The sequence below is a fragment of the Xenorhabdus sp. XBWT genome (assembly GCF_059072735.1).
This window is the reverse complement of sequence record NZ_CM180990.1, coordinates 1,371,384-1,396,518: the sequence shown is the minus strand read 5'-3', so window position 1 is coordinate 1,396,518 and position 25,135 is coordinate 1,371,384. Positions and strand designations below refer to the sequence as shown.

General features: G+C 41.0%; 21 protein-coding genes. 11 read left to right on the top strand and 10 right to left on the bottom strand.

Features of this window, described 5'->3' with window-relative positions:
- The first annotated feature begins 57 nt into the window (after positions 1-57).
- A complete protein-coding gene (locus tag AC5JQI_RS06265; protein ID WP_493914081.1) occupies positions 58-1,179 on the top strand; it encodes an MFS transporter in 1,122 nt (373 codons plus the stop codon).
- Between the two features lie 65 nt (positions 1,180-1,244).
- On the opposite strand, the gene AC5JQI_RS06260 is transcribed toward AC5JQI_RS06265, so the two are convergent.
- The 3 genes from AC5JQI_RS06260 to AC5JQI_RS06250 form a co-directional block, all read right to left on the bottom strand.
- Positions 1,245-1,988: a type 2 GTP cyclohydrolase I gene (locus AC5JQI_RS06260; RefSeq protein ID WP_493914080.1), complete on the bottom strand. Its 744-nt coding sequence runs from the start codon at positions 1,986-1,988 to the stop codon at positions 1,245-1,247.
- A 293-nt stretch (positions 1,989-2,281) separates the two neighbouring features.
- Positions 2,282-2,491 (bottom strand): YbfA family protein, encoded by a 210-nt coding sequence (locus AC5JQI_RS06255; protein ID WP_275375218.1) that lies wholly within the window; start codon positions 2,489-2,491, stop codon positions 2,282-2,284.
- A gap of 277 nt (positions 2,492-2,768) precedes the next feature.
- Positions 2,769-2,897, bottom strand: a complete 129-nt coding sequence (locus AC5JQI_RS06250) for a hypothetical protein (protein WP_272903029.1) — start codon at positions 2,895-2,897, stop codon at positions 2,769-2,771.
- Positions 2,898-3,012: 115 nt separating this feature from the next.
- Here AC5JQI_RS06250 and kdpF point away from each other — a divergent pair, with 115 nt between their 5' ends.
- Genes kdpF through kdpD form a run of 5 tightly spaced genes read left to right on the top strand, consistent with a single transcriptional unit; the run spans position 3,013 to position 10,212 of the window.
- Positions 3,013-3,102 carry a K(+)-transporting ATPase subunit F gene (gene kdpF / locus AC5JQI_RS06245; RefSeq protein WP_237387476.1) on the top strand — a complete coding sequence of 30 codons (90 nt, stop codon included), beginning with the start codon at positions 3,013-3,015 and terminating at the stop codon, positions 3,100-3,102.
- On the top strand, positions 3,103-4,800 hold the full coding sequence (kdpA, locus tag AC5JQI_RS06240; protein ID WP_493914079.1) for a potassium-transporting ATPase subunit KdpA: 1,698 nt from the start codon (positions 3,103-3,105) through the stop codon (positions 4,798-4,800).
- A 16-nt stretch (positions 4,801-4,816) separates the two neighbouring features.
- Positions 4,817-6,883, top strand: a complete 2,067-nt coding sequence (kdpB, locus tag AC5JQI_RS06235; RefSeq protein ID WP_493914078.1) for a potassium-transporting ATPase subunit KdpB — start codon at positions 4,817-4,819, stop codon at positions 6,881-6,883.
- 41 nt (positions 6,884-6,924) lie between these two features.
- Positions 6,925-7,506, top strand: a complete 582-nt coding sequence (kdpC, locus tag AC5JQI_RS06230; RefSeq protein WP_493914077.1) for a potassium-transporting ATPase subunit KdpC — start codon at positions 6,925-6,927, stop codon at positions 7,504-7,506.
- A 3-nt stretch (positions 7,507-7,509) separates the two neighbouring features.
- On the top strand, positions 7,510-10,212 hold the full coding sequence (gene kdpD, locus AC5JQI_RS06225; protein WP_493914076.1) for a two-component system sensor histidine kinase KdpD: 2,703 nt from the start codon (positions 7,510-7,512) through the stop codon (positions 10,210-10,212).
- 160 nt (positions 10,213-10,372) lie between these two features.
- On the opposite strand, the gene pulA is transcribed toward kdpD, so the two are convergent.
- Positions 10,373-13,180, bottom strand: a complete 2,808-nt coding sequence (gene pulA, locus AC5JQI_RS06220) for a pullulanase-type alpha-1,6-glucosidase (protein ID WP_493914075.1) — start codon at positions 13,178-13,180, stop codon at positions 10,373-10,375.
- Positions 13,181-13,458: 278 nt separating this feature from the next.
- Between pulA and AC5JQI_RS06215 the strand changes: the two genes are divergently transcribed.
- Positions 13,459-13,887, top strand: coding sequence for an EamA family transporter (locus tag AC5JQI_RS06215; protein WP_493914074.1), 429 nt, complete (start codon positions 13,459-13,461; stop codon positions 13,885-13,887).
- 81 nt (positions 13,888-13,968) lie between these two features.
- On the opposite strand, the gene pgm is transcribed toward AC5JQI_RS06215, so the two are convergent.
- Both pgm and seqA read right to left on the bottom strand, forming a co-directional pair.
- Entirely contained in the window at positions 13,969-15,609 is a 1,641-nt protein-coding gene (gene pgm / locus AC5JQI_RS06210; protein WP_493914073.1) for a phosphoglucomutase (alpha-D-glucose-1,6-bisphosphate-dependent), read from the bottom strand.
- An 81-nt stretch (positions 15,610-15,690) separates the two neighbouring features.
- Positions 15,691-16,224, bottom strand: coding sequence for a replication initiation negative regulator SeqA (seqA, locus tag AC5JQI_RS06205; protein WP_237387468.1), 534 nt, complete (start codon positions 16,222-16,224; stop codon positions 15,691-15,693).
- 271 nt (positions 16,225-16,495) lie between these two features.
- On the opposite strand from seqA, the gene ybfF reads away from it, so the two are divergent.
- The 4 genes from ybfF to AC5JQI_RS06185 all read left to right on the top strand — a co-directional run bounded on the left by ybfF (position 16,496) and on the right by AC5JQI_RS06185 (position 20,539).
- The gene (gene ybfF, locus AC5JQI_RS06200) at positions 16,496-17,275 is read left to right on the top strand and encodes an esterase (protein WP_493914072.1); all 780 of its coding nucleotides are present in this window, start codon (positions 16,496-16,498) and stop codon (positions 17,273-17,275) included.
- 251 nt (positions 17,276-17,526) lie between these two features.
- Complete coding sequence (locus tag AC5JQI_RS06195) at positions 17,527-18,264, top strand: class I SAM-dependent DNA methyltransferase (RefSeq protein ID WP_237387466.1); 738 nt, start codon at positions 17,527-17,529, stop codon at positions 18,262-18,264.
- Between the two features lie 505 nt (positions 18,265-18,769).
- Positions 18,770-19,510, top strand: a complete 741-nt coding sequence (locus AC5JQI_RS06190) for a class I SAM-dependent methyltransferase (protein WP_493914071.1) — start codon at positions 18,770-18,772, stop codon at positions 19,508-19,510.
- A 285-nt stretch (positions 19,511-19,795) separates the two neighbouring features.
- On the top strand, positions 19,796-20,539 hold the full coding sequence (locus AC5JQI_RS06185) for a class I SAM-dependent DNA methyltransferase (protein WP_493914070.1): 744 nt from the start codon (positions 19,796-19,798) through the stop codon (positions 20,537-20,539).
- A gap of 234 nt (positions 20,540-20,773) precedes the next feature.
- Here AC5JQI_RS06185 and AC5JQI_RS06180 read toward each other — a convergent pair whose 3' ends face one another.
- The 4 genes from AC5JQI_RS06180 to AC5JQI_RS06165 all read right to left on the bottom strand — a co-directional run bounded on the left by AC5JQI_RS06180 (position 20,774) and on the right by AC5JQI_RS06165 (position 25,010).
- Positions 20,774-21,904, bottom strand: a complete 1,131-nt coding sequence (locus AC5JQI_RS06180; protein ID WP_493914069.1) for an alpha/beta fold hydrolase — start codon at positions 21,902-21,904, stop codon at positions 20,774-20,776.
- Between the two features lie 1,111 nt (positions 21,905-23,015).
- Positions 23,016-23,348 carry a hypothetical protein gene (locus tag AC5JQI_RS06175; RefSeq protein WP_493914068.1) on the bottom strand — a complete coding sequence of 111 codons (333 nt, stop codon included), beginning with the start codon at positions 23,346-23,348 and terminating at the stop codon, positions 23,016-23,018.
- Positions 23,349-23,555: 207 nt separating this feature from the next.
- Positions 23,556-23,987 carry a hypothetical protein gene (locus AC5JQI_RS06170; RefSeq protein ID WP_493914067.1) on the bottom strand — a complete coding sequence of 144 codons (432 nt, stop codon included), beginning with the start codon at positions 23,985-23,987 and terminating at the stop codon, positions 23,556-23,558.
- Between the two features lie 21 nt (positions 23,988-24,008).
- Positions 24,009-25,010, bottom strand: a complete 1,002-nt coding sequence (locus tag AC5JQI_RS06165) for a hypothetical protein (protein ID WP_493914066.1) — start codon at positions 25,008-25,010, stop codon at positions 24,009-24,011.
- Positions 25,011-25,135 lie beyond the last annotated feature (125 nt).

Sequence of the window (25,135 nt, the reverse complement as noted above, 5' to 3'; positions counted from 1 at the left end):
CATTCAACAAAATGCTAACTTCACTTCCATTAATCATCCGTTATCAAAAGAAAAATCATGCAAACTAAACCCTCGCTTTGGCTTACCATCGCCTTACTCATGTTTCCGCAGATTGTGGAAACTATCTATAGCCCTGCATTAGCCAATATTGCCAAAGGATTTTCGGTTGGTTCAGAGCAGGCAGCTCAAACACTTTCACTCTATTTCTTTGCCTTTGCTTTAGGTGTTGTTATATGGGGTCGTATGTGTGATGTGATTGGCAGACGTCCAGCCATGATTGCCGGTCTGTCACTTTATGGTTTAGCTTCTCTTCTGGCACTGATAACCCAACAATTCTGGTTATTGCTCGTTGCCCGAATGCTATCCGCTTTCGGTGCCGCTGTCGGATCTGTCGGTACCCAAACCATTATGCGAGATAGTTTTAGAGGAGATGAATTAGCGAGGGTTTTCTCCATGATGGGTATAGCCCTGGCAATCAGCCCGGCTATAGGAATGGCCAGTGGCTCAGCATTGAACTATTTATCTGGATATCAAGCGGTATTTGCTGGATTAGCCATTCTGGCAGTTATCCTAATCTGCTGGTCTATTGTTCGACTGCCAGAAACTCGTCCGGTTAATATGACAAAAGTGTCTCTATGCGAGACTTCAATCATAATGCTCAAAGATATTTCAATTTGGCGACATGCGTTTCTGATCGCATTTTTCAATGTTAGCCTATTCAGCTATTACCAATTAGCACCATTCCGTTTTGCGCAATTCGGCTTGTCACAGGAAACATTTGGCTATACCGGCCTGTTATTGACTTTGGGCGTTGGCTTCGGATCGTTACTGAATAAATACTTATTAAAGAAACAGTGGATATCAGCCAGATTAGTTGCCCTCGCCTCATTGATTAGTTTATTGAGCGGAATTGGTGTCTATCTGCTCGAAAATAGCTGGTTATTTATTTTTCCAATGCTGGGAGTGGTAACCGCTTACGGGCTTGCTATTCCGAATGTTTTAGCTTCTGCACTGAACAACTATGGGGATCGGTTGGGTACAGCGGGGGCTTTACTGGGGCTATTCTACTATTTGCTGCTCGGCCTTGGTTTGGCATTGGCTGGCTGGAGTCAGGCATTGGGCTGCGTGCTGATTTGTTGTGGGATAGCGATGTTTTCTTTAACACGCTCCTTAACATAAATAGGCCGTAGCTCAATAACCCCCAGCTCCCCTCTCCGGGAATCAACCGGGGGCGATATCAAACATTAAGCCGGGTTAGGAATATCAATAAAAACTACATCCAGACCATGATTATTTGCCAGCCATTCACCGAGTACTTTGATGCCATAACGCTCTGTGGCGTGATGTCCGGCGGCAAAGAAATGCAGCCCCATCTCACGGGCAACATGGATAGTCTTTTCTGATACTTCCCCTGTTATAAAAGCATCAACACCAAATTCAGCCGCCTGCTCGATAAAACTCTGGCCGCCACCTGTACACCATGCCAGTGTGCGAATTTCTTCCGATGCATTGTCGCCACAGTGCAAGACCTTGCGTTCCAACTCTTTTTCAAGGCGGTCAGTCAATTCTGCGGGGGTAATGGGCTGATCAAAAGCACCATGAGGAAGCAAAGAATCAATATTGCCGATAATCTTCGCGCCCATTTTTCGAGCCAGCTGGACATTGTTACCCAATGTAGGATGAGCATCCAGCGGAAGATGGTAGGCATACAAGTTGATATCATTACAAAGCAGAGTTTGTAAACGGCGGCGTTTCATACCACGGATAACCGATGATTCATTCTTCCAGAAGTACCCATGATGCACGATGATGGCATCCGCTTCGAGGCGAACCGCTTCATCCAACAATTCCTGACAGGCTGTCACACCTGTAACTACCCTCTGAACATGGGGACGGCCTTCCACTTGCAGTCCATTGGGGGCATAGTCTTGAAACTCAAGGACATTCAATTCCGTATTGAGCACATGTTCCAATTCAACATTGTTCATCACATTCCCCCTATCACTTAGCTTTTTCAACATAAAATACATACCTGCCATAAACTAAGTCAATTAACTCGCCAAATTACCTGTTTTTTTACATTCCTGTGGCAATTCGAACCACATTGGATATAGATTGCATCTTATGCTACATATAAAACAAAACACCTCGCCAGAGTAAACCAGCAAGGTGTCAAAATGCTATATTAAAATCAAAGTACTTGTTCAGGCAGAAAGCGCTGAGATGAAAAAAGCAAACCTGATAGACGGAAAATGCAGTCATGCACTGTCATAATGGAATTTTAACGATTTCGAATACCTGCGGCCGTTTCTGAACTTTTCAGCCACACAGGCTTATCGCTGGTTTTCAGCCATACTTTATGCAAGTAGCTGTAAAAACGAGCTCGGTCACGACGAAACAGCATAACAGGAAGCGCAATGACACCGAATGCAATAGCGCCAATACGCCGCAAGAGAACCTGATGCCAAGAGTATTCACGATATGTAGACATTGGTACCCTCCTCATGGGGCTAATTCTGTAAGACGAATAAAATTTTACCTGATAAAATGAAAACTTACCACTCATCCGACCACTTTTTTCGTGGTGTAAATCACTCTTTTTTCCTGTGTACGTAATTTAATTACAAAATAAACACCTAAACAGAAACAAAACAAACAATTTAAAAACAAAAAATTAACCCTCTATTGTTTGCTACACTTGTCTTAATAACCCTTATTAACTAATTCTGTTTTCCTTTTATACATTGTTGACACTTCCGGCATCTCTTTTATACCCATTGGATTTCAAGATGCAGCGCGACGGCAAGGGAATGACAAATTCGTCGGGAACGAATTTGCCCAGCCAAAGGCTGGCCTCCGGTGAAAGGCAGGAGCCTTTCATTAATCCCCTGGAGCATAGATAACTATGTGACCGGGGTGAGTGAGCGCAGCCAACAAAGCCGCAACTTAAAAGACAACAGATTATGCAATAACTGGCTAGTTCTTAAAGAAATAAGCAAGGAGAGATACACCATGAACGTATTGATCATCATTGGTATTTTTCTTGTGATGCTATTACTGATTTATCTGATTTATGCGTTATTAAATGCGGAGGACTTTTAAATGGCAGCATCGGCTTTCCTACTGATTGCCAGTTTTCTGTTACTTCTGTTTCTATTAAGTAAACCTCTTGGCAGTCTGATTGCCCGTTTAGTCGAAGGAGAACTACCACACTGGCTGACCAAAACAGAAACCAATCTGTGGCGCTGTTGTGGACTACAAAAACCCGGCACCAGCATTAAAGAGATGAACTGGTGGCACTATTTTCTCACCATCCTCATATTCAACATTACGGGATTACTGCTGCTATTTATCCTGTTGATCAGCCAAGGGCATCTGCCATTGAATCCACAGCATTTTTCTGGAATGAAATGGGATCTGGCTTTAAATACTGCTATCAGCTTTGTTACCAACACCAATTGGCAGGCTTACAGCGGAGAAAATACACTTAGTTATCTAAGCCAAATGGCGGGATTGACTGTCCAGAACTTTCTGTCTGCGGCAACAGGAATTGCAGTAGCATTTGCCTTTATACGGTCATTTTCCCGTCAGGGAGTTAACACTCTGGGAAATGCATGGATCGATATTACGCGCATCACCCTGTATCTTTTGTTACCACTTGCTGTCATTATTGCCTTACTTTTTGTCAGCCAAGGGGTTATCCAAAATTTCTCTCCTTATGCACTGATTCATCCCATTGAAAATCAACAACAATTACTCCCTATGGGACCCATCGCCTCGCAAGAGGCAATCAAAATATTGGGAACAAATGGTGGAGGATTTTTTGGGGCAAACTCCGCTCATCCATTTGAAAATCCAACCGCATTCAGTAACTTTATTCAAGTTCTGGCTATTTTCCTGATTCCCAGTGCATTGTGTTTCACATTCGGTCTAGTTGTTGGGGATAACCGCCAGGGTTACACCTTGCTCTGGGCGATGAGTCTTATTTTTATTTTCGCTACAATCGTTGTGATGTATGCCGAAATAAATGGTAATCCTCATCTTGTATCCCCCAACGTCAGCAGTCATTTCAATATGGAAGGGAAGGAAACCCGTTTTGGTATTCTCGCATCCTCTCTCTATAGCGTAGTCACTACAGCCGCCTCGTGTGGTGCTGTCAATGCCATGCATGATTCCTTCACAGCACTGGGAGGTATGGTGCCACTCTGGTTAATGCAAATCGGTGAAGTGATATTCGGCGGTGTCGGTGCTGGCCTTTATAGCATGTTGTTGCTCGCCCTTCTGGCTGTATTTATTGCAGGTTTGATGATTGGCCGCGCACCAGAATACTTAGGTAAAAAAATCGATGTCTATGATATGAAAATGGTCGCATTGGCAATTTTGATTACCCCTTCACTTGTCTTACTGGGCACCTCTTTGGCGATTTCAACCGATGTCGGTCGCAATGCAATTACCAACCCCAGTGCTCATGGCTTTACCGAGGTACTCTATGCTTTCTCCTCTGCCGCCAACAATAACGGGAGTATGTTTGCTGGACTGAGTGCCAATAATGTTTTTTATAATTTATTGTTAGGGGCTGTGATGTTTCTCGGACGCTTTGGCAGCATTGTGCTGATCCTTGCGATCGCTGGCTCTATGATCAGAAAAAAACGCCAGCCTATCAGCAGCGGTACCCTACCGACATACGGTTTTCTCTTCACTGGATTATTAATCCTGGTTGTTTTATTAATTGGCGCACTCACTTTTATTCCCGCTCTGGCCCTTGGCCCCATTGCAGAACATTTACAACTTTGGCAATAAGAGTGTGAGGTAACTTATGAAAAACAAACAACAAGCATTATTTGAACCGACTTTGATTCACCATGCACTTATCAATTCGCTAAAAAAATGTCATCCCACTCTCCAATGGCGTAATCCCGTTATGTTTGTTGTCTATCTGGGAAGCTGCCTGACTACCGCCTTATGGATTGGAATATTAGTGGGGCAGCTCACCGGCAACGCTTTATTTACTGGCTCAATTGCCCTTTGGCTATGGTTTACTGTGCTATTTGCCAATTTTGCAGAAGCCTTGGCGGAAGGACGCAGCAAGGCGCAAGCATCCAGCCTAAAAGACGTAAAAAAAACCAGTTGGACAACCAAACTGACATCGCCCAATCGTGAAGCCGCAAAAGAAAAGGTGGTTTCTGATATTTTACGCAAAGGCGATATTGTGTTGGTAGAAGCCGGCGAAATTATTCCCTGTGATGGTGAAGTCCTCGAAGGGGGTGCCTCCGTCGACGAAAGTGCCATTACAGGAGAGTCTGCTCCGGTTATCCGCGAATCTGGGGGAGATTTTTCCTCAGTTACTGGTGGCACCCGGGTTTTATCAGATTGGCTGATTATCGAATGTACAGTCAATCCGGGAGATACTTTTCTGGATAGGATGATTTCAATGGTCGAGGGTGCCAAACGGCGCAAAACACCCAATGAAATATCTCTCACCATTTTACTTATTGCATTGACCCTTATTTTCCTGCTCGTCTGTATAAGCCTGCTTCCCTTTTCCCTCTTCAGTGTTCATGCCAACCAATCCGGTGCTCCTCTCACACTCACTGTGCTTGTTGCCCTGCTGGTTTGCCTTATTCCTACCACCATTGGTGGGTTACTTTCCGCAATTGGCATTGCAGGCATGAGCCGCATGCTGGGTGCCAATGTAATCGCCACAAGTGGGCGCGCCATTGAAGCCGCTGGCGATGTGGACGTTCTGCTACTGGATAAAACCGGAACAATCACGCTGGGGAATCGCCAGGCATCTCAATTTTTACCCGCCCCCGGCGTAACAGAACAACAGTTGGCCGATGCAGCCCAGCTATCTTCTCTCTCTGACGAAACACCGGAAGGACGCAGTATCGTGATTTTGGCAAAACAGCGTTTTAATATGCGTGAACGCGATCTTCTGGCACTGAATGCCAAATTTATTCCTTTTTCAGCCATGACACGCATGAGCGGGGTCAACATTGGCAATCGCATGATTCGCAAAGGCGCAGTTGATGCCGTTCGTCGTTATATTGAAGCTAACCACAGTCAATTCCCTGATGCCATTGATCTTTTAGTACAACAAGTTGCACACAAAGGGGGAACCCCGTTGGTTGTTGCTGAAAATCAGCAAGTTCTGGGAGTTGTTGCCCTGAAAGATATAGTCAAAGGCGGAATCAAAGAACGTTTCAGTGAAATGCGCAAAATGGGCATAAAGACCGTAATGATTACAGGGGACAACCACCTGACCGCTGCTGCGATTGCAGCCGAAGCGGGTGTTGATGATTTTCTGGCAGAAGCGACCCCGGAAGCGAAACTGGCTCTTATCCGCCAATATCAGTCCGAAGGGCGTCTGGTTGCCATGACGGGAGACGGTACAAATGATGCGCCAGCACTGGCGCAGGCAGATGTTGCTGTTGCGATGAATTCAGGTACACAGGCTGCAAAAGAAGCGGGCAATATGGTGGATTTGGATTCTAATCCCACCAAGCTGATTGAAGTTGTGCATATTGGTAAACAGATGTTGATGACCCGTGGTTCTTTGACCACGTTCAGTATCGCCAATGATATTGCCAAGTACTTCGCCATCATTCCCGCAGCCTTTGCAGTGACGTATCCCCAGCTTAATACCCTGAACTTAATGCATCTTCATTCACCGGGTTCGGCAATACTGTCCGCAACTATTTTCAATGCAATCATCATCATTTTCCTGCTTCCTTTAGCTTTAAAAGGTGTCAGTTACCAGCCAATGAATGCATTATCACTTCTGCGCCGAAACTTATGGATATATGGTTTCAGTGGCTTGCTTGTTCCCTTTGTCGGCATCAAGCTCATTGATATGCTGCTAACTGTATTAGTTCTAAAATAACCTATTGTTAAATAACTAAGCCTGTACATAAGGTGATAAAAATGATTTGGTTACGTTCTTCGATTGTTTTGCTGACATTTCTTACGATAATCACGGGTATTGCCTATCCATTACTGGTGACAGGAATATCTGAAGCCTTATTTCCCCACCAAGCTCAAGGGTCATTAATAGAACAAAATGGCAGATGGGTTGGTTCTAAGTTAATTGGTCAAAATTTTACCAAGGCCATCTATTTTCATGGGCGCCCTTCTATGACAGCCGAAAAGCCGTATAACACTCTGGCATCTGGAGGCAGCAATCTTTCAATCACTAATCCAGTATTGACCAACAAATTGCACCAAAACATTATCCGAGTACGTTTATTTAATTATCCCGAAAGCCTTCCGATCCCTGTTGAATTAGTAACGGCATCCGGTAGTGGACTAGATCCCCATATTTCCCCTGAAGCTGCTGAATTTCAGGCGCAACGTGTTGCTAAATCCCGCCACTTGCCACTCAAGACGGTTAATGAATTAATTCAGAAGCACACTGAATATCCCTTACTGAATTATTTAGGCAACCCCGTGGTGAATGTACTAGCACTTAATCTGGCTCTTGATAATCTACACCCAAAAGGCAGATAAAATATGGATCAAAATGAATTGCAACGCCCCGATCCAGATGATTTACTGACACTGGCAAATAAAAAACTACGCGGCAAGCTCAAAATATTCTTTGGTGCTTGTGCGGGTATTGGTAAAACCTATGCCATGCTGCAAGAAGCCCAACGACTGCTGGCGCAGGGATTAGATATTATTGTTGGAGTTGTTGAAACTCATGAAAGACAAGAAACCGCTGCATTACTAAAAGGCCTGCCTCAATTACCGCCAAAATATCTTCACCATCATGACCGCAGGGTAACAGCCTTTGATATTGATGATGCCCTTGCCCGTCATCCTGCCATTATTCTGATGGATGAACTGGCATTCAGTAATCCTCAGGGGTGCCGGCACCCCAAACGCTGGCAGGATGTGGATGAGCTACTGGAAGCAGGCATTGATGTGCTGACCACAATCAACGTGCAACATCTGGAAAGCCTGAATGATGTTGTCGGGGCAATTACCAGTATTCGCGTCCGCGAAACTATTCCCGATCATATATTTGATCAGGCCGATGATGTGGTTCTGGTCGATCTCCCTCCTGATGACCTGCGCCAGCGGCTTAAAGACGGCAAAGTCTATATTTCTGGTCAGGCTGAGCGTGCCATTGAACATTTTTTCCGGAAAGGAAACCTGATTGCGTTGCGCGAATTAGCACTACGCCGCACGGCAGACCGCGTAGATGATCAAATGCGTGCTTTTCGTGATACCCGTGGACAAAAACCCGTATGGCATACGCGGGATAATTTACTCTTGTGCATTGGCTACAATGCAGGCAATGAAAAATTGATCCGGACAGCAGCTCGCTTGGCAGCAAAGTTAGATTGTGTCTGGCATGCCGTTTACGTTGAAACTCCCAAATTACACCGCCTGCCAGAGAGCAAACGGCGTACCATTTTAAATGCATTGAAACTGGCGCAAGATCTGGGCGCAGAAACTGCAACGCTCTCCGATTCCTATGAAGAAAAAGCCATCCTGCGCTATGCCAGAGAACATAATCTGGGCAAAATCCTTATTGGCCGTTATTACGGTTCATACTCAAAATTATTTGGTTATAAATGGCGACCTGACTTTGCTGAAAGACTGGGTAAACTCGGCCCTGATCTGGACTTAATTATTGTTGCATTGAAAGACCGGAAACCTTGGGATAAAGAATCCAGAGATACCCGCCCATTCCATGAAAAATGGCGAGTGCCGATCCAGGGCTTCATTATGGCCATCGTGCTCTGCACTTTGACCACTTTCTTTTCGAGAACATTTTTGCTTACCCTTGATAAAGCCAATCTGGTCACTCTCTACCTGCTTGGCGTTGTCATCATCGCCTTATTTTACGGCCGTTGGCCTTCAGTCTTTGCTGCTTTTATCAATGTTGTTAGCTTTGACCTCTTTTTTGTCCAACCGCATTGGTCATTGTCAGTCAAGGAAATGCAATACCTGCTCACATTTACTGTCATGCTGATTGTGGGCGTTGTCGTAGGAAACCTGACCGCAGGAATACGCTATCAGGCCAGAGTTGCCCGCCATCGAGAACAACGAACACGGTACCTGTATGAAATTACCCGGGAACTTAGCCGAGCGCTGAATGAAGAAGATGTAGCCCGTATCAGCTATCACTTTCTATCCAATAGCTTTCAGGCAAAAACCGGACTGTTGCTACCAGACAGCAACCATCGTTTATATCAGGTAAAATCCAATAACGGTGGTCAAATGCAAATCGATGAAGCTATCGCAAAATGGTGTTTTGACAAAAAACAACCTGCTGGGGCTGGTACTGATACTTTACCGGGAGTGCCTTACCAATTACTTCCCATCACCACACCTTCTCAGGTATTCGCTGTTCTTGCGATAGAATCTTCTAACCTGCGCCAATTACTGGTGCCGGAACAACAGCGATTATTACAAACATTCACAGGTATTATTGCCAACGCACTGGAGCGATTACATCTGGCACGCAGCGCAGAATCTGCCAAACTGGAAACTGAACGAGAGCAACTGTGCAATTCTCTGCTGGCAGCATTATCCGATGATCTACGTACTCCATTGACCGTTATGTTTGGGCAAACAGAAATATTAATGTTAAATTTATCTGCTGAAAACTCACCACACACTAAACAAATTAACCAAATTCGCCAGCAAATTCTCAGTACGTTTCGGCTGGTTAATAATCTACTGGATATGGCACGCATCCAATCGAGGGGGATTCAGCTTAATCTTGAATGGTATCCGCTGAAAGAAATTGTCAGCAGTGCTTTACGTTCATTGGAATATAGCCTCCAACGCTACAATGTAGAACTTTCCCTACCTGCCAATTTATTCTTGCATTGCGATGCAACCTTACTGGAACGTGTTTTTATCAATTTACTGGAAAATGCCATTAAATATACTCATGAACAAACACTCTTGGGCATACAAGCCACCATTGAACAAAAACAAATACATATTGAAGTCTGGGATGCTGGAATTGGAGTTCCATCAGGGCAAGAACAACTTATTTTCAATAAATTTTCGCGCACCAGTAAAGCATCTGCCATACCCGGAGTTGGGTTGGGATTAGCCATCTGCCGAGCCATTATTGAGATTCATGGCGGCAAGATATGGGTGACTAACAATAAAAGAGGTGGGGCAAGTTTTCACTTTGTTTTACCGTTGGAAGAGCCACCAAAAATTGAATATACTCTAAAGGACATGTAAGTACAGACAAAAACAATACAATATTCATCATCACTCTAGAGCAAATCAATTCAACTCCATCACTCACTTTTCAGGTAACCAATCTGATTAACCTTATCCCTTGAGTTATTTCACCGCTACAAATTTGGCCGCTACAATGTGAAAAGCGCAGGTATAGGCATTATTTCTTACGGACAGGTATCCCTTTTCCTCGAATTCCTTCCTGTGGTAAAACCAATACTGCTACTGACCATGCAGGCATGATAACCTCACCATTTCCCTTTATTTGCACTCCCGCAGCCAGAGAGTTACTACCCAATTTATGCTGAATATCATTTAACTTCAATCCATTGATATTAAGTTCTTTGACAGCAACAGGCCACGGGGCAGCATTAATAACTACGACCAAGCCATCAAACCGCCAATCACGATCGTGAAAGGTCGTATTACCGTCGTCAATAGTCATCACCAGCAACCCGATTTGCTGATGCGGGCCTACGTTCAAAAAATCAATACGTTGCTTAACAGCAGCCCCATCACCAAGAGCCAGCAATGGTGAAAATTGACGTAAACGCAATAATTCCTGATAAAAGGCCATCATTTGCAATAATTCACTTCGAGCTGGTTTTTGAACCCAATTTTTCACACGATTAATCAACGGATAATTTTTACCATCATTGCTGCACTCCGGCATTCCCACATCATAATTATTATCCTTATAGTCATAGCTAACACGATTAAACCAATCACCCGCATTGTAAGAATCACGGGTAAACGATTTTGAGCGTAATAGCTCTGAGCCTTGTTGGTCAAAAGCCAACCCTTGCCCAAGGAATACGGTGGCAAGAGAGATTGCCTGCATACGTACCCGTGTTGCCAGATCTGCCTGATATGCTGCCTTGTAGCTAATGATATCCCACAATGTCTGATTATCATGCTTGGATACATAGTTAAGTACTTCAGTGGGATTTGACGCATATCCTGCAATAACGCCTTTATAATCAATTTCATGCCCTTTTTTCACTGCCCCGTCTTTATCAATCATGACAAAATCAGCCAGATTGCCGATCATACCAAGACGCACAAGATCCAATAAATGGCGTACTTCATTTGCATCTAACCGCGAAATTTCATTAGGCAATGTTCCTGCACCATTACCAATACCCTGATTGGTGCGGATATTATCGGCAAAATCAAACGGCCCACCCCCCCGTACCGCATCCCGCAATCTGTCAGAGAAAGTACCTATGCCAGTCCCCCTAAGATTAATTTGTGAGGCGGTTTCGAACCGAGCATCCTGTCCTGAATTCCAGCCTTCACCGAAAAAATAGACTGATGGATTAACGGCCCGGACTTTTTCCAGTGCTGATAGAATTTGTGTTTTAGGGTGATACCCCATTAAATCGAACCGGAACGCATCAATCTTATAGTCTTTAGCCCAAGTCACCAGTGAGTCTTCAATAAGTTTGGCGAACATTCGATGCTCCGGCGCGGTATCGTAACAGCAGGTATTTTTTTCAACCTGACCCGTTATTTCATCCAAACGGTGGTAATACCAAGGTACTATTTTATCCAGTACCGATGTTCGGGATGTCGGACCAACACCATCAGTATGGTTGTAAACAACATCCATAATCACATTCATACCTAATTGCTGTTTGATAGCCTGCACCATTGCTCGAAACTCTTTTATGCGCCCTGAACCTTCTGGATCAGTGGCATAAGAGCCTTCCGGCACTGAATAGTGAAATGGATCGTAACCCCAATTATAGGAGTCTGTATTTGCCACCATCGCATTCAATTCTTGCACTTGCGGGTTATTGATATCATCTATGGGTTGCAATAGTTGCAAAACTTCTCTTACCGTCAATGAACTCTGGCAATAATCAGCAAAACGGCTATTTTTCACTATCGGGTTAATCTGGCACAAACGACTAAATGGATGATCAATATCAGCCACTTTGTCTTTAAATTCATTAATGGAAGCGATATCAAATACAGGTAACAATTCCAGATGGGTTATCCCTGACTGCCCGAGCGTTTTTAGATGCTTGAACATATTACTGTTATTGGCAGTCAGAGCCAGATATTTACCACGCCAAGTTCCCGGGATCGTGTTATCTGCAACAGAAAGATCACGGATGTGCGCTTCAGAAATGGTCATACGCGCAATATCTGCGGGTGTGTTTTGCGAGTGTGGAGTAAGCAAATTATCCCAGTTTTGCGGTTTCAATGCTCCATCATCCAGATTGACAATCTGACTATATTCCGAATTGGTGGACAAACTATACGAATAGGGATCAGTAACCTCATAATGTTCAACATTGCGGGATTGGGGGTGGTACACAGTTAACGCATAGCGGTAATAGGAACCCATCAATGCCCTATCACCCTGCCATGACCAAGAGCCACTTGCTGCGTCACGTTGCATTACATGATTAGCAATAATCTGTTTGTTTTGATTATAAATTAATATATTGACCTCTTGCGCACTAGGTGCCCAAAGGCGGAAAAGTATTCCCTTATCACTGACTAAAGCACCATATTTTAATGTTTCAGCAGCATCAGCAAAACGGTCATCCAGCACTCCCGCTGTCTGAACCTGAGCCGATGAAAGTAATTCACCTTGCTTATTAGCAGCCAGAACAACTAAATCCCCTGTCAGCAGCCGATCAATTTCCGCATTTTCCGGCAAGCCGAATGCTGTCCATTCAGCCAAATGAGGAAACTTTCTTGCGGTTTCCTGACTCAAAATTGTCGGTGTGAGTATCAGATAGTTATCAGTAAAATAACCTTGTTCATTGGTTTCTACTTTTTTGTTTTGATTGTGGTATAAGCGGACAATGGGCTGACCAGCACCCTCCGGCCATAATAATGTTTGTCTATCAACCCAATGTGCAGATGCCTGAGAAATTTCTGGTTCTGAGTCAGAGGCTTCAGTGTGCCGATAAATTTGCCCACCCAATACCTGATTCAAATTTTGTACCATCGGTTTCTCCTGAATATTGAAAAAATTATTTTTGTTTTGGGAGCAACTTACAAGTAATAAAATAAGTAATCCATTGAATAAAATAAGATAAATCTTTTTCCAAAAGTGAGGTGTCATTGCCAACCCTTTTTAACAAAAAAGATAACATCGACCATTTTATTTTTAATAAAAATGGGAATAATAATTAAATATTGTATTGAACATTCTTACCTCATCCTTTTATCAATAAATATGGGAGGAGAATAAAGGATGAATTGGAACACATAGGATAATTGCATATGAGTACATGGTTGATTTATGCCTTACTCTCCGCACTAACAGCAGCACTGGTAGCTATCTTTGGTAAAATTGGGCTACAGAATCTGGATGCCAATACAGCAACCGCCATTCGTGCAGTCATTATGGCATTGTTTCTAGTGGGAGTTGTTATTGTGCAGGGAAAGTTAAATCTTATCAGCGAAATCCTCGCCAATCGCAAGGCACTACTGTTTATCCTATTAAGCGGGATAGCTGGTGCTCTCTCTTGGTTGTTTTATTTTCTCGCGATCAAACATGGCAATGTCTCCCAAGTGGCTCCCATCGATAAATTAAGCGTGGTATTTGCGGTCATTCTGGCAGTAATTTTATTTAGTGAGAAAATCTCTTTGGGAGCAGCCACAGGTATCGCATTGATTACCATAGGTGCTTTGATGGTTGCTTTGGGGTAATCCAAACGTCAGAGACATCAAAACAGAAAAGCCGCAGCAGTTGAAGTTGCTGCGGCTTTCACTGTTTAAGTCAGGAATTAATTAACCCGCAGCAAATACCTGATTAACAATTTCCTGTGCTTCTTGCTCAATTTTCTCTCGATGTTGAGCGCCGAGGAAACTTTCGCAATAGATTTTGTAGGCTTCTTCCGTTCCAGAAGGGCGAGCAGCAAACCAACCGTTATCACTCATCACTTTCAAACCACCAATAGAAGCACCATTCCCCGATGCGGTTGTCAGGCGAGCAGTGATTGGATCACCTGCCAATGTACCGGCTTTCACCATTTCTGGTGATAGTTTGGACAGCAATGCTTTTTGCTGATGAGTCGCTGCTGCCTGAATGCGGCTGTAGCTTGGCGTACCAAAACGAGCTTCCAGTTTGTCATAGCGCTGTTGTGGATTCTCACCAGTAATTGCGGTCATTTCAGCCGCCAGCAAACAAAGGATAATGCCGTCTTTATCAGTTGACCACGGTGTGCCATCAAAACGCAGGAAAGATGCGCCAGCACTCTCTTCACCACCAAAGCCCAATTCGCCTTTATATAGCCCATCTACAAACCACTTGAAGCCGACAGGAACTTCCAGCAATTCACGGCCTAAATCAGCAACAACGCGGTCGATCATGGCGCTGGAAACCAACGTTTTGCCTACAGCAACCTTTTCAGACCATTGTGGGCGGTGGCGGAATAAATAATCCACTGCCGTTGCCAGATAATGGTTAGGATTCATCAGGCCAGCTGGTGTGATAATCCCATGGCGGTCATAATCAGGATCATTGGCAAAGGCCAGATCGAATTTACCACGTAACTCCAGCAAACCCGCCATTGCCCAACGGGATGAGCAATCCATGCGGATCACACCGTCATGATCCAGTGTCATAAAACGGAATGTCTGATCGACTTTATCATTAACCAGTGTCAAATCGAGATTGTAGTACTCGCCAATCCGCTGCCAATAAGCGATACCGGAACCCCCTAATGGATCAATCCCAATTTTCAGCCCCGCTTTCTGAATAGAGGCCATATCGACAACTTCGCCTAATGCAGTGACATAATGATCAATTAAATCCTGAGGATGCAAATATTCACTTTTCAATGCCTGTTCATAAGGCAATCGCTTAATGCCATTAAGATCACCTGCCAGTAATTCGTTGGCACGACGTTCAATGATGGCAGTAAGATCAGTATCGGCAGGCCCTCCATTAGGTGGATTATATTTAATACCACCGTCTTCTGGCGGGTTATGCGATGGCGTGATCACAATTCCATCAGCCAGATTTTTTCCCTGACGGTTATAACATAAGATGGCATGAGAAATAGCCGGCGTTGGTGTAAAACCGTTATTTTCCTGCACAATCACATCTACGCCATTCGCCGTTAATACCTCCAATACAGAGATAAAAGCCGCTTCAGAAAGTGCGTGAGTATCTTTACCCACATAGCATGGCCCGGTAATCCCCTGCTGCGAACGGACTTCCACTATCGCTTGAGTAATAGACAGAATATGAGTTTCGTTAAAACTGTTGCGTCCAGAACTGCCACGGTGGCCAGAAGTACCAAATTTGACCTTGTGTGTCGGATTTTCAGGGTGTGGTTGTAGGGTGTAATACTGTGATGTGAGCTGAGCAACATTAATTAAATCGTACTGCTGGGCAAGTTGCCCGGCTCTTGGGTGAATTGCCACTTTATTTCTCCTGAGAGACTGCACTGGCTTACCCGCCAGCGCAGTATAAATAAGTTCAGCGGATTAGAGCTGCTAACTAAACTAAATAGTGCCGCACACTTTTTCAATCAAATTTGCCGGAAACTTCATATCCTGCATAACATATTCGATCATGCTGCGTTTACGGTCAGTATTAGTATTGGTAATCACCCAGAAAGGAGTGCCGGGGATATGACGTGGCTTGGTCTGCTTGCCACTGGCCAGTAATGTATGCTCATTTCCAGCAAAATAGGTGCGGGTACGGCCATGCATCGCTTCTGTTGTTTTAGAAAAACTCTCACCGTTCAGGCTATATAGCGTAGACAGGATCAGCATAAAGCGCTCAACAGATTTTTTCTTTTCTGCATACTCGTCGGAAAGCAATAGCTCGCGAACAACGCGAACAGCATCACGGGAGCGGGATACGGGAGTTTTAACAGCAGGTGCGGGATCGTTGGCAGGCGGTGTAATTTGTACTGGCTGCCCGGCGTCCAATTTCAGTATGCGCCGTAAAATATCAGATGCACTTTCACCGATATGCAGAGTTTGGCTTGCAATAAAGCGGTAAAGGTCTTCATCAACTTCTATCGTTTTCATTTCTATCCAGTACTGTTCTTAATGAAAAAATTATCTTGCGATTATAAGATATAATGCCAAAAAACAAAACAATTAAACTTTCAATAACTTAAAGTGACTCTTTCTAAAATTAGTAATTTTTAAAAAAGTGACTTTTCCTTTAAAATAAATCAATCAGTTACAACTATTTCATCTCATTTTCATCCCATTGGATTTGTCACTGACTGCGTGTCATGATATTAAGCATCTCAATATTAAACATTGCATAAATGACATTAAGTTCAGGCAAATCATGAAGTCAAATAGTCAATTAAATTATCATTTTCACACACCGGAAAATCCGAAATCACCCACGCCCATTGTTTTGATTCATGGCCTTTTTGGGGATTTAAACAATCTTGGGATATTGGGGCGCGATTTACAGCAATATTATCCGGTGATTCAAATCGATGTGCGTAACCACGGTATTTCACCACGAATTGCGAACATGGATTACCACGATATGGCGCAGGATGTTTTGACTCTCCTTGATGAGCTTAATGTGCCAAAAGCTACAATCATCGGGCATTCCATGGGCGGAAAAATCGCCATGACCATGACAGCGGTTGCACCAGAACGCATTGAGAAAATTGTAGTTATTGATATGGCTCCTGTTGCTTATGCAATCCGCCGTCACGACAATATTTTCTCAGCACTGAACAAAGTTATAGAAGCAGGAGCAGAAACCCGGCAAACAGCGGCAGACATCATGCGTCAGGATATTCGGGAAGATGGTGTTATTCAGTTTTTGCTGAAATCATTCCGCCAGGGGAAATGGAAATTCAATCTGCCTGTTTTGCAAAAAGAATATGAAAAAATTATCGGTTGGGAAATTATTCCTGCATGGTACAAACCTGCCCTGTTTATTCGTGGTGGAAATTCTGATTACATCACTGAAGAATATCGGGACGATATTAGCAGACAGTTTCCACAAGCTACAGCATGGGTTGTAGCCGGTTGTGGACATTGGGTTCACGCAGAAAAACCTGAAACTGTGCTCAGGGCAATTCATCGATTTTTAGGAACAGAATAATGATAATATCAACCCACCGAATGTGGGTTGATAAAAATAATATTCTTTCAAAATTACTGAAAAATCAGTCCATTCAAAAATAATTTCATTTTTATTTTTACTCTTCCTAAAAAGTATAACCGGTATAAAAATAGTTATACCTGTTCCACTGACAACCTCTTAATATATACTGATAAAAAACAGTTATTAACTATTACACCCGTATTAAACAAGTAAATATAACATTTTGAATTTAATTAAGGATAAAAGTAATGACCGATAATATTTTATATAATCCGATTGCACATCTTTATGAAAGCTTTTCAGACTCAACCCCCCATATCGACGTAGAAATTCGTACTATCCTTAATCTAGCCGGTGATGTACAAGGGAAATCAGTGTTAGATTTAGCCTGTGGATATGGTCTTTTTAGTCGGAAATTTAAAAAACTCGGAGCTTCAAAAGTTATTGGTATCGATATATCTGATCAAATGATAGAAATTGCCAGAAATAAATCGCAACAATATAACGATGGTATCGAATTTCACATAAGAGATGTCTGCAAAATGGAGTCATTTGGAAAATATGATCTCATTGTTGCAGCCTGGTTATTCTGTCATGCTGAATCACTTGAAGACCTTAGCACAATGTTTCGTGTTATTGCCGATCATCTTAAGCCTTCCGGTAAATTTGTAGCTTATACATTTGAACCCGACTTCCGATTGGAAAAAGGCAATTACATGAATTACTCCATAAAAGTACTTAGTGAAGAGGCAGTAAAAGATACGACGCTTGTGAAAGCTGAATTTCTTACCACTCCCCGCAGTCCTTTCACAATGTACCGCTGGAGCCGTGAACAGTATGAAGATGCTATCAATAAGGCGGGTTTCAAACACTTTGAATGGCATAAACCGATGCTGATGGAAAGTGATATTGTCAGTCAACCCCCCGGTTATTGGAATGATTTTCAACGAAACTGCCTTGATACAGCGCTTGTTTGTCAATTTTAACAGAATAATTCCCCGTAAAACTACGGGGAATTATCTAAACTGAAACTTAAAAAATGGCGGGTATATACCCATTGGATTTCAAGATGCATCGCGACGGCAAGGGAATGACAAATTCGTCGGGAACGAATTTGCCCAGCCAAAGGCTGGCCTCCGGTGAAAGGCAGGAGCCTTTCATTAATCCCCGGGAGCATAGATAACTATGTGACCGGGTTGAGTGAGCGCAGCCAACAAAGCGGCAACTTGAAAGACGACAGGTATAAAAGAAAGATTCTATTTAACAATTCTAAATCAACCTAATAGCCTACTATAATCAAATTCACTTTTCTGAAAAAACGCGTTTACTAGTCAGCCCTATTTTTATTTTTTATAAAATAATAATAGTTCCTCCAATAATAAAAATAATTATTTCTCATGTTAGATTGTTATTTTACTGTACTTAACCGAGGTGTAAGAATATAAAATAACGACAATTAACATCCTAACCATTAACAAAGGAGTCATTATTATGCAAGAAGAAATACACTATGATCACATTGGAGAAAATTATGAAAACTTCTACAATTCTGTCCCACAACGCAAAGTAGAAGTTCGTGCATTATTTAATATGGTTGGTGATGTTCAGGGAAAATCAGTCCTAGATTTAGCTTGTGGGTATGGTTATTTTGGTCGTGAACTATACCACCTTGGTGCATCAAGAGTCGTTGGTATAGATATATCCGAAAAGATGATCGAGCTAGCCAGAGAAAAATCAAAGCTATATGAGGATAACATTGAATTCCATGTAGCCAATGTAAGTGACATGCAGTTATTTGAAAAATTCGATATTGTCACCGCAACATTTTTATTTCACTATGCAAAATCAATTGAAGAACTCGAAAGTATGTTTCGTTCTGTTGCTAACCATTTAAAACCTTCTGGCAGGCTAATAGCTTATATGGCTTCACCCGATTATCAATTAACAAAAGGAAATTGCCATAACTATGGTCTGAATGTTCTCACTGAAGAACCATTGCAAGGTGGATTTATTCATCAAGTCGAATTTATTACCACACCTCCGATACAGTTAACTTTCTATCGCTGGAGTCGTGAAACTTATGCGAATGCGATTCATAAGGCTGGTTTCAGTCAATTAGAATGGATAAAACCTACCTTATTAGAAAGTGATATAGAAAGTTACCCTCCTAGTTTCTGGGATAATTATCAGAAAAATTGTATGCACGCCGGACTTATCTGCCAGCTCCCATAAGCCTTTTCTACCAGTGACTTCAACGCTACTGTATTTACTTAATTTTTCAAGTTTCTGCGTTTTTTGCTACGCAGCAACTTGAAATTCATTGGGTATAATTTCCTGCAAGATTTTAAAGAAAATAAATCTCTGGTTACAGCTAAGAATAAATATTAAATATTAAGGGAATAATTAAAATTGCAATTATAAATAGAATAGTTAATCAACAAAAATCATTATATCTAACTTATCCTAAATAGCTTAAATTCCATAATTATTCTAAATTATTTAAAAGAGGATAGGGTAATGCAAATAAAAGATACCTCCTATGAGCCGATTGCAGAACGTTATAATAGCTTTTCAGATAAAGGCCCACTACGCATACTTGAAATGCGAACTATTCTGGATTTAGCCGGAGATATACAAGGAAAATCAGTCTTAGATTTAGCCTGTGGCACAGGTTATTTTGGACTACAATTCAAAAAGCTTGGTGCTTCCAAAATCGTAGGTGTCGATATATCAGAAAAAATGATAGAGATAGCCAAGGAAGAATCACAAAAACAGGGGGCTGATATCAAGTTTCATGTTAGAAATATCAGTGAAATGGAGTCATTTGGAAAATTCGACATCATTGTTGCAGGCTGGTTATTCTGTAATGCAGAATCCATTGAAGAACTTGATGCAATGTTCAGGGTAGCGGCTGATAACCTTAAGCCTTCCGGAAAATTAGTTGCTTATACGATTGAACCCGATTATCGATTAGATAAGCGTAATAACTATCGTCCCTATGAAGTCGATATTCTTAGTGAAACCCCCTGGAAAGGTGGATTCCGTTATGAAGCTGAGTTTATCACTGATCCACCAAGCCCACTCATTTTTTACGGTTGGGGTCGCGAATATTATGAAAGTGCAATGAATAAAGCGGGATTCAAACGCTTCGAATGGCGAAAACCTATGCTGATAGAAAGTGACATTAAGCGTTATCCTGCTGGCTTTTGGGATGTTCACCAAAAAAATTGTTGGGAGACTGGATTTATCTGTGAATTTTAACAAAATTCCCCCTTATAATTTTAGGGGGAATATCCTTTGACAAATTTATTATTATAATTTTAATTAAATATATTAATTAAAAATTCACCTACAAATCCCAGACAATTCTTTATTTAACAACTAACATATGATAAACTAGAATTCCGATTTAATTATAAATCTTGAAATCCATTAGATATATATGCCAATAAAAATTATCAGCACATACCCAAAAACTAACATTTAAAAATATTGTTAATTTATATATTCAATATTATTTAAGTAATCTGTATTTGTAAGATCTTTTCCATTGAAAAATCGAATAAGCAGATCAGCCAGCACATCTGGACGCTCTGCCATAACGAGATGATCCGATTTTTTGATTGTGGTAAACATTGCGTTTGGAAAAATAGATGCACAAGTTTTGATATTTTCAGCCGGTGTGATGATATCATATTCACCAGTTGTAAATAGAATAGGTTTATTAAAATTTTCAGCTCTTTTATATTTCTTCTGATTCATGAAACGTCTTTGGAGATGCTCATATCGCTCTCCTTGATGTAGAGTTGATTCCAGTAATGTTGTTTTTATAAGTCTGTATGTTGTATCTCTTCCCCATACATCTGAGCCGGGTTCAAGGCAGAGAATACTTGAAATAATTGTCTCTATAAACTCCTCATATTTTCCTTCATCTAAGAATTTCAACGCTGTATTTATTCTGCCTTGAATATGAGGGGGTTGGGTTAATGCAGTACCAATTAATACTGATTTATTAATTCTTTCCGGCCATCGATAAGTAAACTCTAGGGCAGTAGCACCACCATAAGAAATACCAATTAAATTTATAGTTTGCAAAGAAATAACATCTAAAATATGTTTGACACACTCGGCAAGAAATTCGAAACTTTCATCGTTTGGAATATCATCCGCTGAACCCGTTCCCGGTAAATCAACCATAATTATCGGGCCGTCATCTTTGAGAAGGTATTCAAGATGCGGTAATGAATACATGTCTTGAAAGCCACCAGCGACAATTAATTTTGGTACTACACTTGTTGTGCTGATATCACCAATTACACGAAAGGCATATTTTATTCCACGCCATTCAATTTCTCTCTTATCCTGGGGTGGAAGACGATCAGTTGAGTCAATGAAGGCTGAAAGAGACTCAACATTTCTGAATCTGAGCACATCACTCCAATCTATTTTTTTGCCTAAATCTTGCTCAATGAAGATTTGTATCTCAACTAACGAGATAGAGTCCGCCCCAAGACTGAAGAAGTCATCCTTTACGTCCATTGATTCTACACGAAGAACTTCCTGACATATTCTCAATACTTCACTTTCTGTGTCATTTGGTTTGCGATTTTCTGATAACAATTTCATATCACTCTCCTACCATCATTCATGCCTTGAATTTTTCAGATCGCTGCTTTGTGACGGCTACCTGAGATTAATCAGACACATACCCATCGCCTTTCAAGTTGCATCTTTGTTGGCTACACTCCCTTCCCGCCTCAGAGCAACTCGAAATCCATAGGGCATAGTTAGTTTTTGACTAAAATCGCCCCATAAGATCGATAAGGACCATTTTCGATCTAAAAACAGATCAATGGTGATAATTACATAAGTTATTAGTTAATAAAATATGCCAGTACATACCTGAATGATACCGAAATAATTCTAAATTTTATTCAATTACTCAGATCAACAGGCTATCGTCTGGGAAAATACCAACATATGTTTCAAACAGATAGTTATAATATTTTTCAAAAAACAACCAAATAAATTTTAAACAAACAACTATGAAATATAAAATTAAATATTAGTTAACAAATTTAACAAAAAACCAAAATATATTCATTCACAAATAAGCAACAGGAATTATTAATCTTCTGGATATGCTTATCACAAAATACAAAAAATATTATCGTCGATAAATAAATCCCTGGATTCAAATAACAGTCTTGCATTCACATAATAAGCTACCGTCTTGATGGTCAAGTTCTAATAGCATAGTTTTCATCATATGATTTCTTTTTGTTGTTGAATAAAGTTTGATACTGATGTCCTAAAAATGCCAATAAAATTAGATTTAAATTATTTTATTTATAAATAAAAGATGTTTTTAACGCGAAAAAACCTTATCCCACAAGTAATAAAAAATTTACTATTCAAAAAGTTATAAATATATTTGAGTCACAGATATAAAATTAAAATTAGCGGATATTTATAATTTTCGAAGTTGACTTAAGGGAATACCTGATCAAGAACATAGATGAAAAATCCTTTTTCCATTGAAACCCTTGTTCATTACAAGCAATATTAGATGGAAAGTTTACGGCACGATGGCAAAGCCGAAGCATAGATACCTATAAGGTAGATGATAAGAGCAGGCGATTGGATCGGGATGGGATTTCATTTTATTTATAATTTAAACTCTTTCTCTATCACCACAATAATCAGCGCATTCAGAATAGAATGCGCTATAAACAGATTATAATTTACCGTCGGCCTTCATTTGTACTATACTTTTCATTATCTCAGTATTCATTTGGTTAATACTGTTAAACCAAAAATCATGAGTCGAAGGCATTCGGCTACTTTTTACAAATCTTTCAATAGAATAACATTCTTGCATATCTATCGAATCACCTCTGGATAATATTTCGTTCAATATCCTGGTGGTGATATCTCCGTTATCGGAATTTTCTCCGAGAGCACGACAAAGCTTGTCGTTGTTAAGTAATACAAGATGATCTGTTGGCACCCTTCCGGCAGAACATCCGGCAATCGCAAACACAGATAGTAATAGTAATTTTCTTATCATTTAGAACTAACCGGTAAAAATAAAGCGACAGTATATCCGCGGACAAAGAAAAAAGACAGAATTCCAAGATGGAATAATAAGGAATACTCGCCAAAAGCAGTTGAACTGACACATAGCCATTTTCATCAGGACAGGAACTTACTTTGCAGACAACAAAACAGCCGCATTCCCGTATTGCAGAGTAACGGTCACATCTTCTTATTTTATTTATTGCCTATCCTTATTCTTGTTTTTATACCATGAAATAAAAAGATTCAGTGTTCCGCCCCAGAAAATACCACCAAGAACACCACTGAATAAACCGAACAGCAGATTATAATGTAAGGAATGCAACAATGTTGGCTCAGAGTTTAACATGGTCGTCATAATAAATTTGCCCACAAACGTAATCACAATCAATACCAATGTCAACGGAGTACCCGAACGGATAATCAATGTGCTACCCGCTTTTTCTTTTAACCGTGGCTGGGATTTCCAAAGCAGCCAACCAATAGTGATACCAATAACCAAACCAATTCCCATCATTACTAACGCTGAACCTGAAAAGTAAGTTTCGTAAAGGACGCCATGCACTCCCCAGACTAAGAGCACGGTAGGTAACAAGAAGAGACGATCTATGCGCATTTCACGATCAGACAAGGCTCGGATTCCCCTCAATCCTTATTTTATCTTAACCTGATTATTAACAATAAAATAACCCGCAAATTCAGTATAGTCCCCACGTTCACATTTGTTAGGATCATATATGATTTTTCCTTTATCATCTCTTTTTCTGGCTGTTCCTTGGCCTGGTTTATGCCCCCAAAATTGAGAATGCTTACTACCCCTACCTACGACCAACCGATAAAAATGATAATCCCAAAAAATATTGTCAAGAATGACACTGGAAGTGGAAGGAATACAATAAAGAGCAATAACATAATTCGGAGTATTTTCTTGAATTTTATACTCTTCCAACGGAATTAATCCATCAGCAATAACGGCATCTATCAGAGAATAGATGGTTCTTTTATGTGGTTTACCAGAATACCGGCCAGGACTGGGGAAAGTTCCGGATGCATAATTACACGCGTAAGCATAGCAGTTATTATGCTCAATACGGCCGGGGACATTCCAGAACATTTTACTGAATAACCCAGTTTGAACAGAATAAGAAATATTAGTAATAGGATTAACGAAATTAATATCGAGATTCCCCTTACTTCCTACATCATGTAAAAATTTACGTCTTCCTACTATTATATGATTATCTTCATCTTCGATTAAGTCTTTAGAAAACCCCTCTGTACCTTTCTTAATAATTTCTGTTTCCTTAATATTATTTATCATCTTATTTAATTCATATTTCAATAACTCATTTAAGTTCGAACTTTCAATCAATTCACAGGCAATATATTGACTTTCCCATAGATTTAACACATACCCATCACATAGATAGAATGAATCAGGTATTCCATACTTAGCCGCTTCACCCACAGTTTCACCATCAAACTCAACAAGAACTCCAGAGAAACCTAGTTTATCTTTGTGATTTCCAATATTGATTCCTTTCATGAAACCATGAAAAATATACAATAATCTTTTTGATTCTTCACTATGAGTATCATATCTCCATTGATAATTTTCTTCCCCTGAAAACATTAATATTGTAACGAAAATCATATATACCACCTATATTTTTCCGTCATAACCCCGATAATTTATCTGTTTTTTCAGAATCACTACTCCTGTATAAATTTCTAATAACCATGAGTAGGCGATATTTTTTCTGGGCATCAAATTCATGA

Coding starts and splice junctions, on each gene's coding strand:
- AC5JQI_RS06265 (WP_493914081.1), top strand. CDS start 58: ATGCAAACTAAACCCTCGCTTTGGCTTACCATCGCCTTACTCATGTTT.
- AC5JQI_RS06260 (WP_493914080.1), bottom strand. CDS start 1,988: ATGAACAATGTTGAATTGGAACATGTGCTCAATACGGAATTGAATGTC.
- AC5JQI_RS06255 (WP_275375218.1), bottom strand. CDS start 2,491: ATGTCTACATATCGTGAATACTCTTGGCATCAGGTTCTCTTGCGGCGT.
- AC5JQI_RS06250 (WP_272903029.1), bottom strand. CDS start 2,897: ATGCTCCAGGGGATTAATGAAAGGCTCCTGCCTTTCACCGGAGGCCAG.
- kdpF (WP_237387476.1), top strand. CDS start 3,013: ATGAACGTATTGATCATCATTGGTATTTTTCTTGTGATGCTATTACTG.
- kdpA (WP_493914079.1), top strand. CDS start 3,103: ATGGCAGCATCGGCTTTCCTACTGATTGCCAGTTTTCTGTTACTTCTG.
- kdpB (WP_493914078.1), top strand. CDS start 4,817: ATGAAAAACAAACAACAAGCATTATTTGAACCGACTTTGATTCACCAT.
- kdpC (WP_493914077.1), top strand. CDS start 6,925: ATGATTTGGTTACGTTCTTCGATTGTTTTGCTGACATTTCTTACGATA.
- kdpD (WP_493914076.1), top strand. CDS start 7,510: ATGGATCAAAATGAATTGCAACGCCCCGATCCAGATGATTTACTGACA.
- pulA (WP_493914075.1), bottom strand. CDS start 13,180: ATGGTACAAAATTTGAATCAGGTATTGGGTGGGCAAATTTATCGGCAC.
- AC5JQI_RS06215 (WP_493914074.1), top strand. CDS start 13,459: ATGAGTACATGGTTGATTTATGCCTTACTCTCCGCACTAACAGCAGCA.
- seqA (WP_237387468.1), bottom strand. CDS start 16,224: ATGAAAACGATAGAAGTTGATGAAGACCTTTACCGCTTTATTGCAAGC.
- ybfF (WP_493914072.1), top strand. CDS start 16,496: ATGAAGTCAAATAGTCAATTAAATTATCATTTTCACACACCGGAAAAT.
- AC5JQI_RS06195 (WP_237387466.1), top strand. CDS start 17,527: ATGACCGATAATATTTTATATAATCCGATTGCACATCTTTATGAAAGC.
- AC5JQI_RS06190 (WP_493914071.1), top strand. CDS start 18,770: ATGCAAGAAGAAATACACTATGATCACATTGGAGAAAATTATGAAAAC.
- AC5JQI_RS06185 (WP_493914070.1), top strand. CDS start 19,796: ATGCAAATAAAAGATACCTCCTATGAGCCGATTGCAGAACGTTATAAT.
- AC5JQI_RS06180 (WP_493914069.1), bottom strand. CDS start 21,904: ATGAAATTGTTATCAGAAAATCGCAAACCAAATGACACAGAAAGTGAA.
- AC5JQI_RS06175 (WP_493914068.1), bottom strand. CDS start 23,348: ATGATAAGAAAATTACTATTACTATCTGTGTTTGCGATTGCCGGATGT.
- AC5JQI_RS06165 (WP_493914066.1), bottom strand. CDS start 25,010: ATGATTTTCGTTACAATATTAATGTTTTCAGGGGAAGAAAATTATCAA.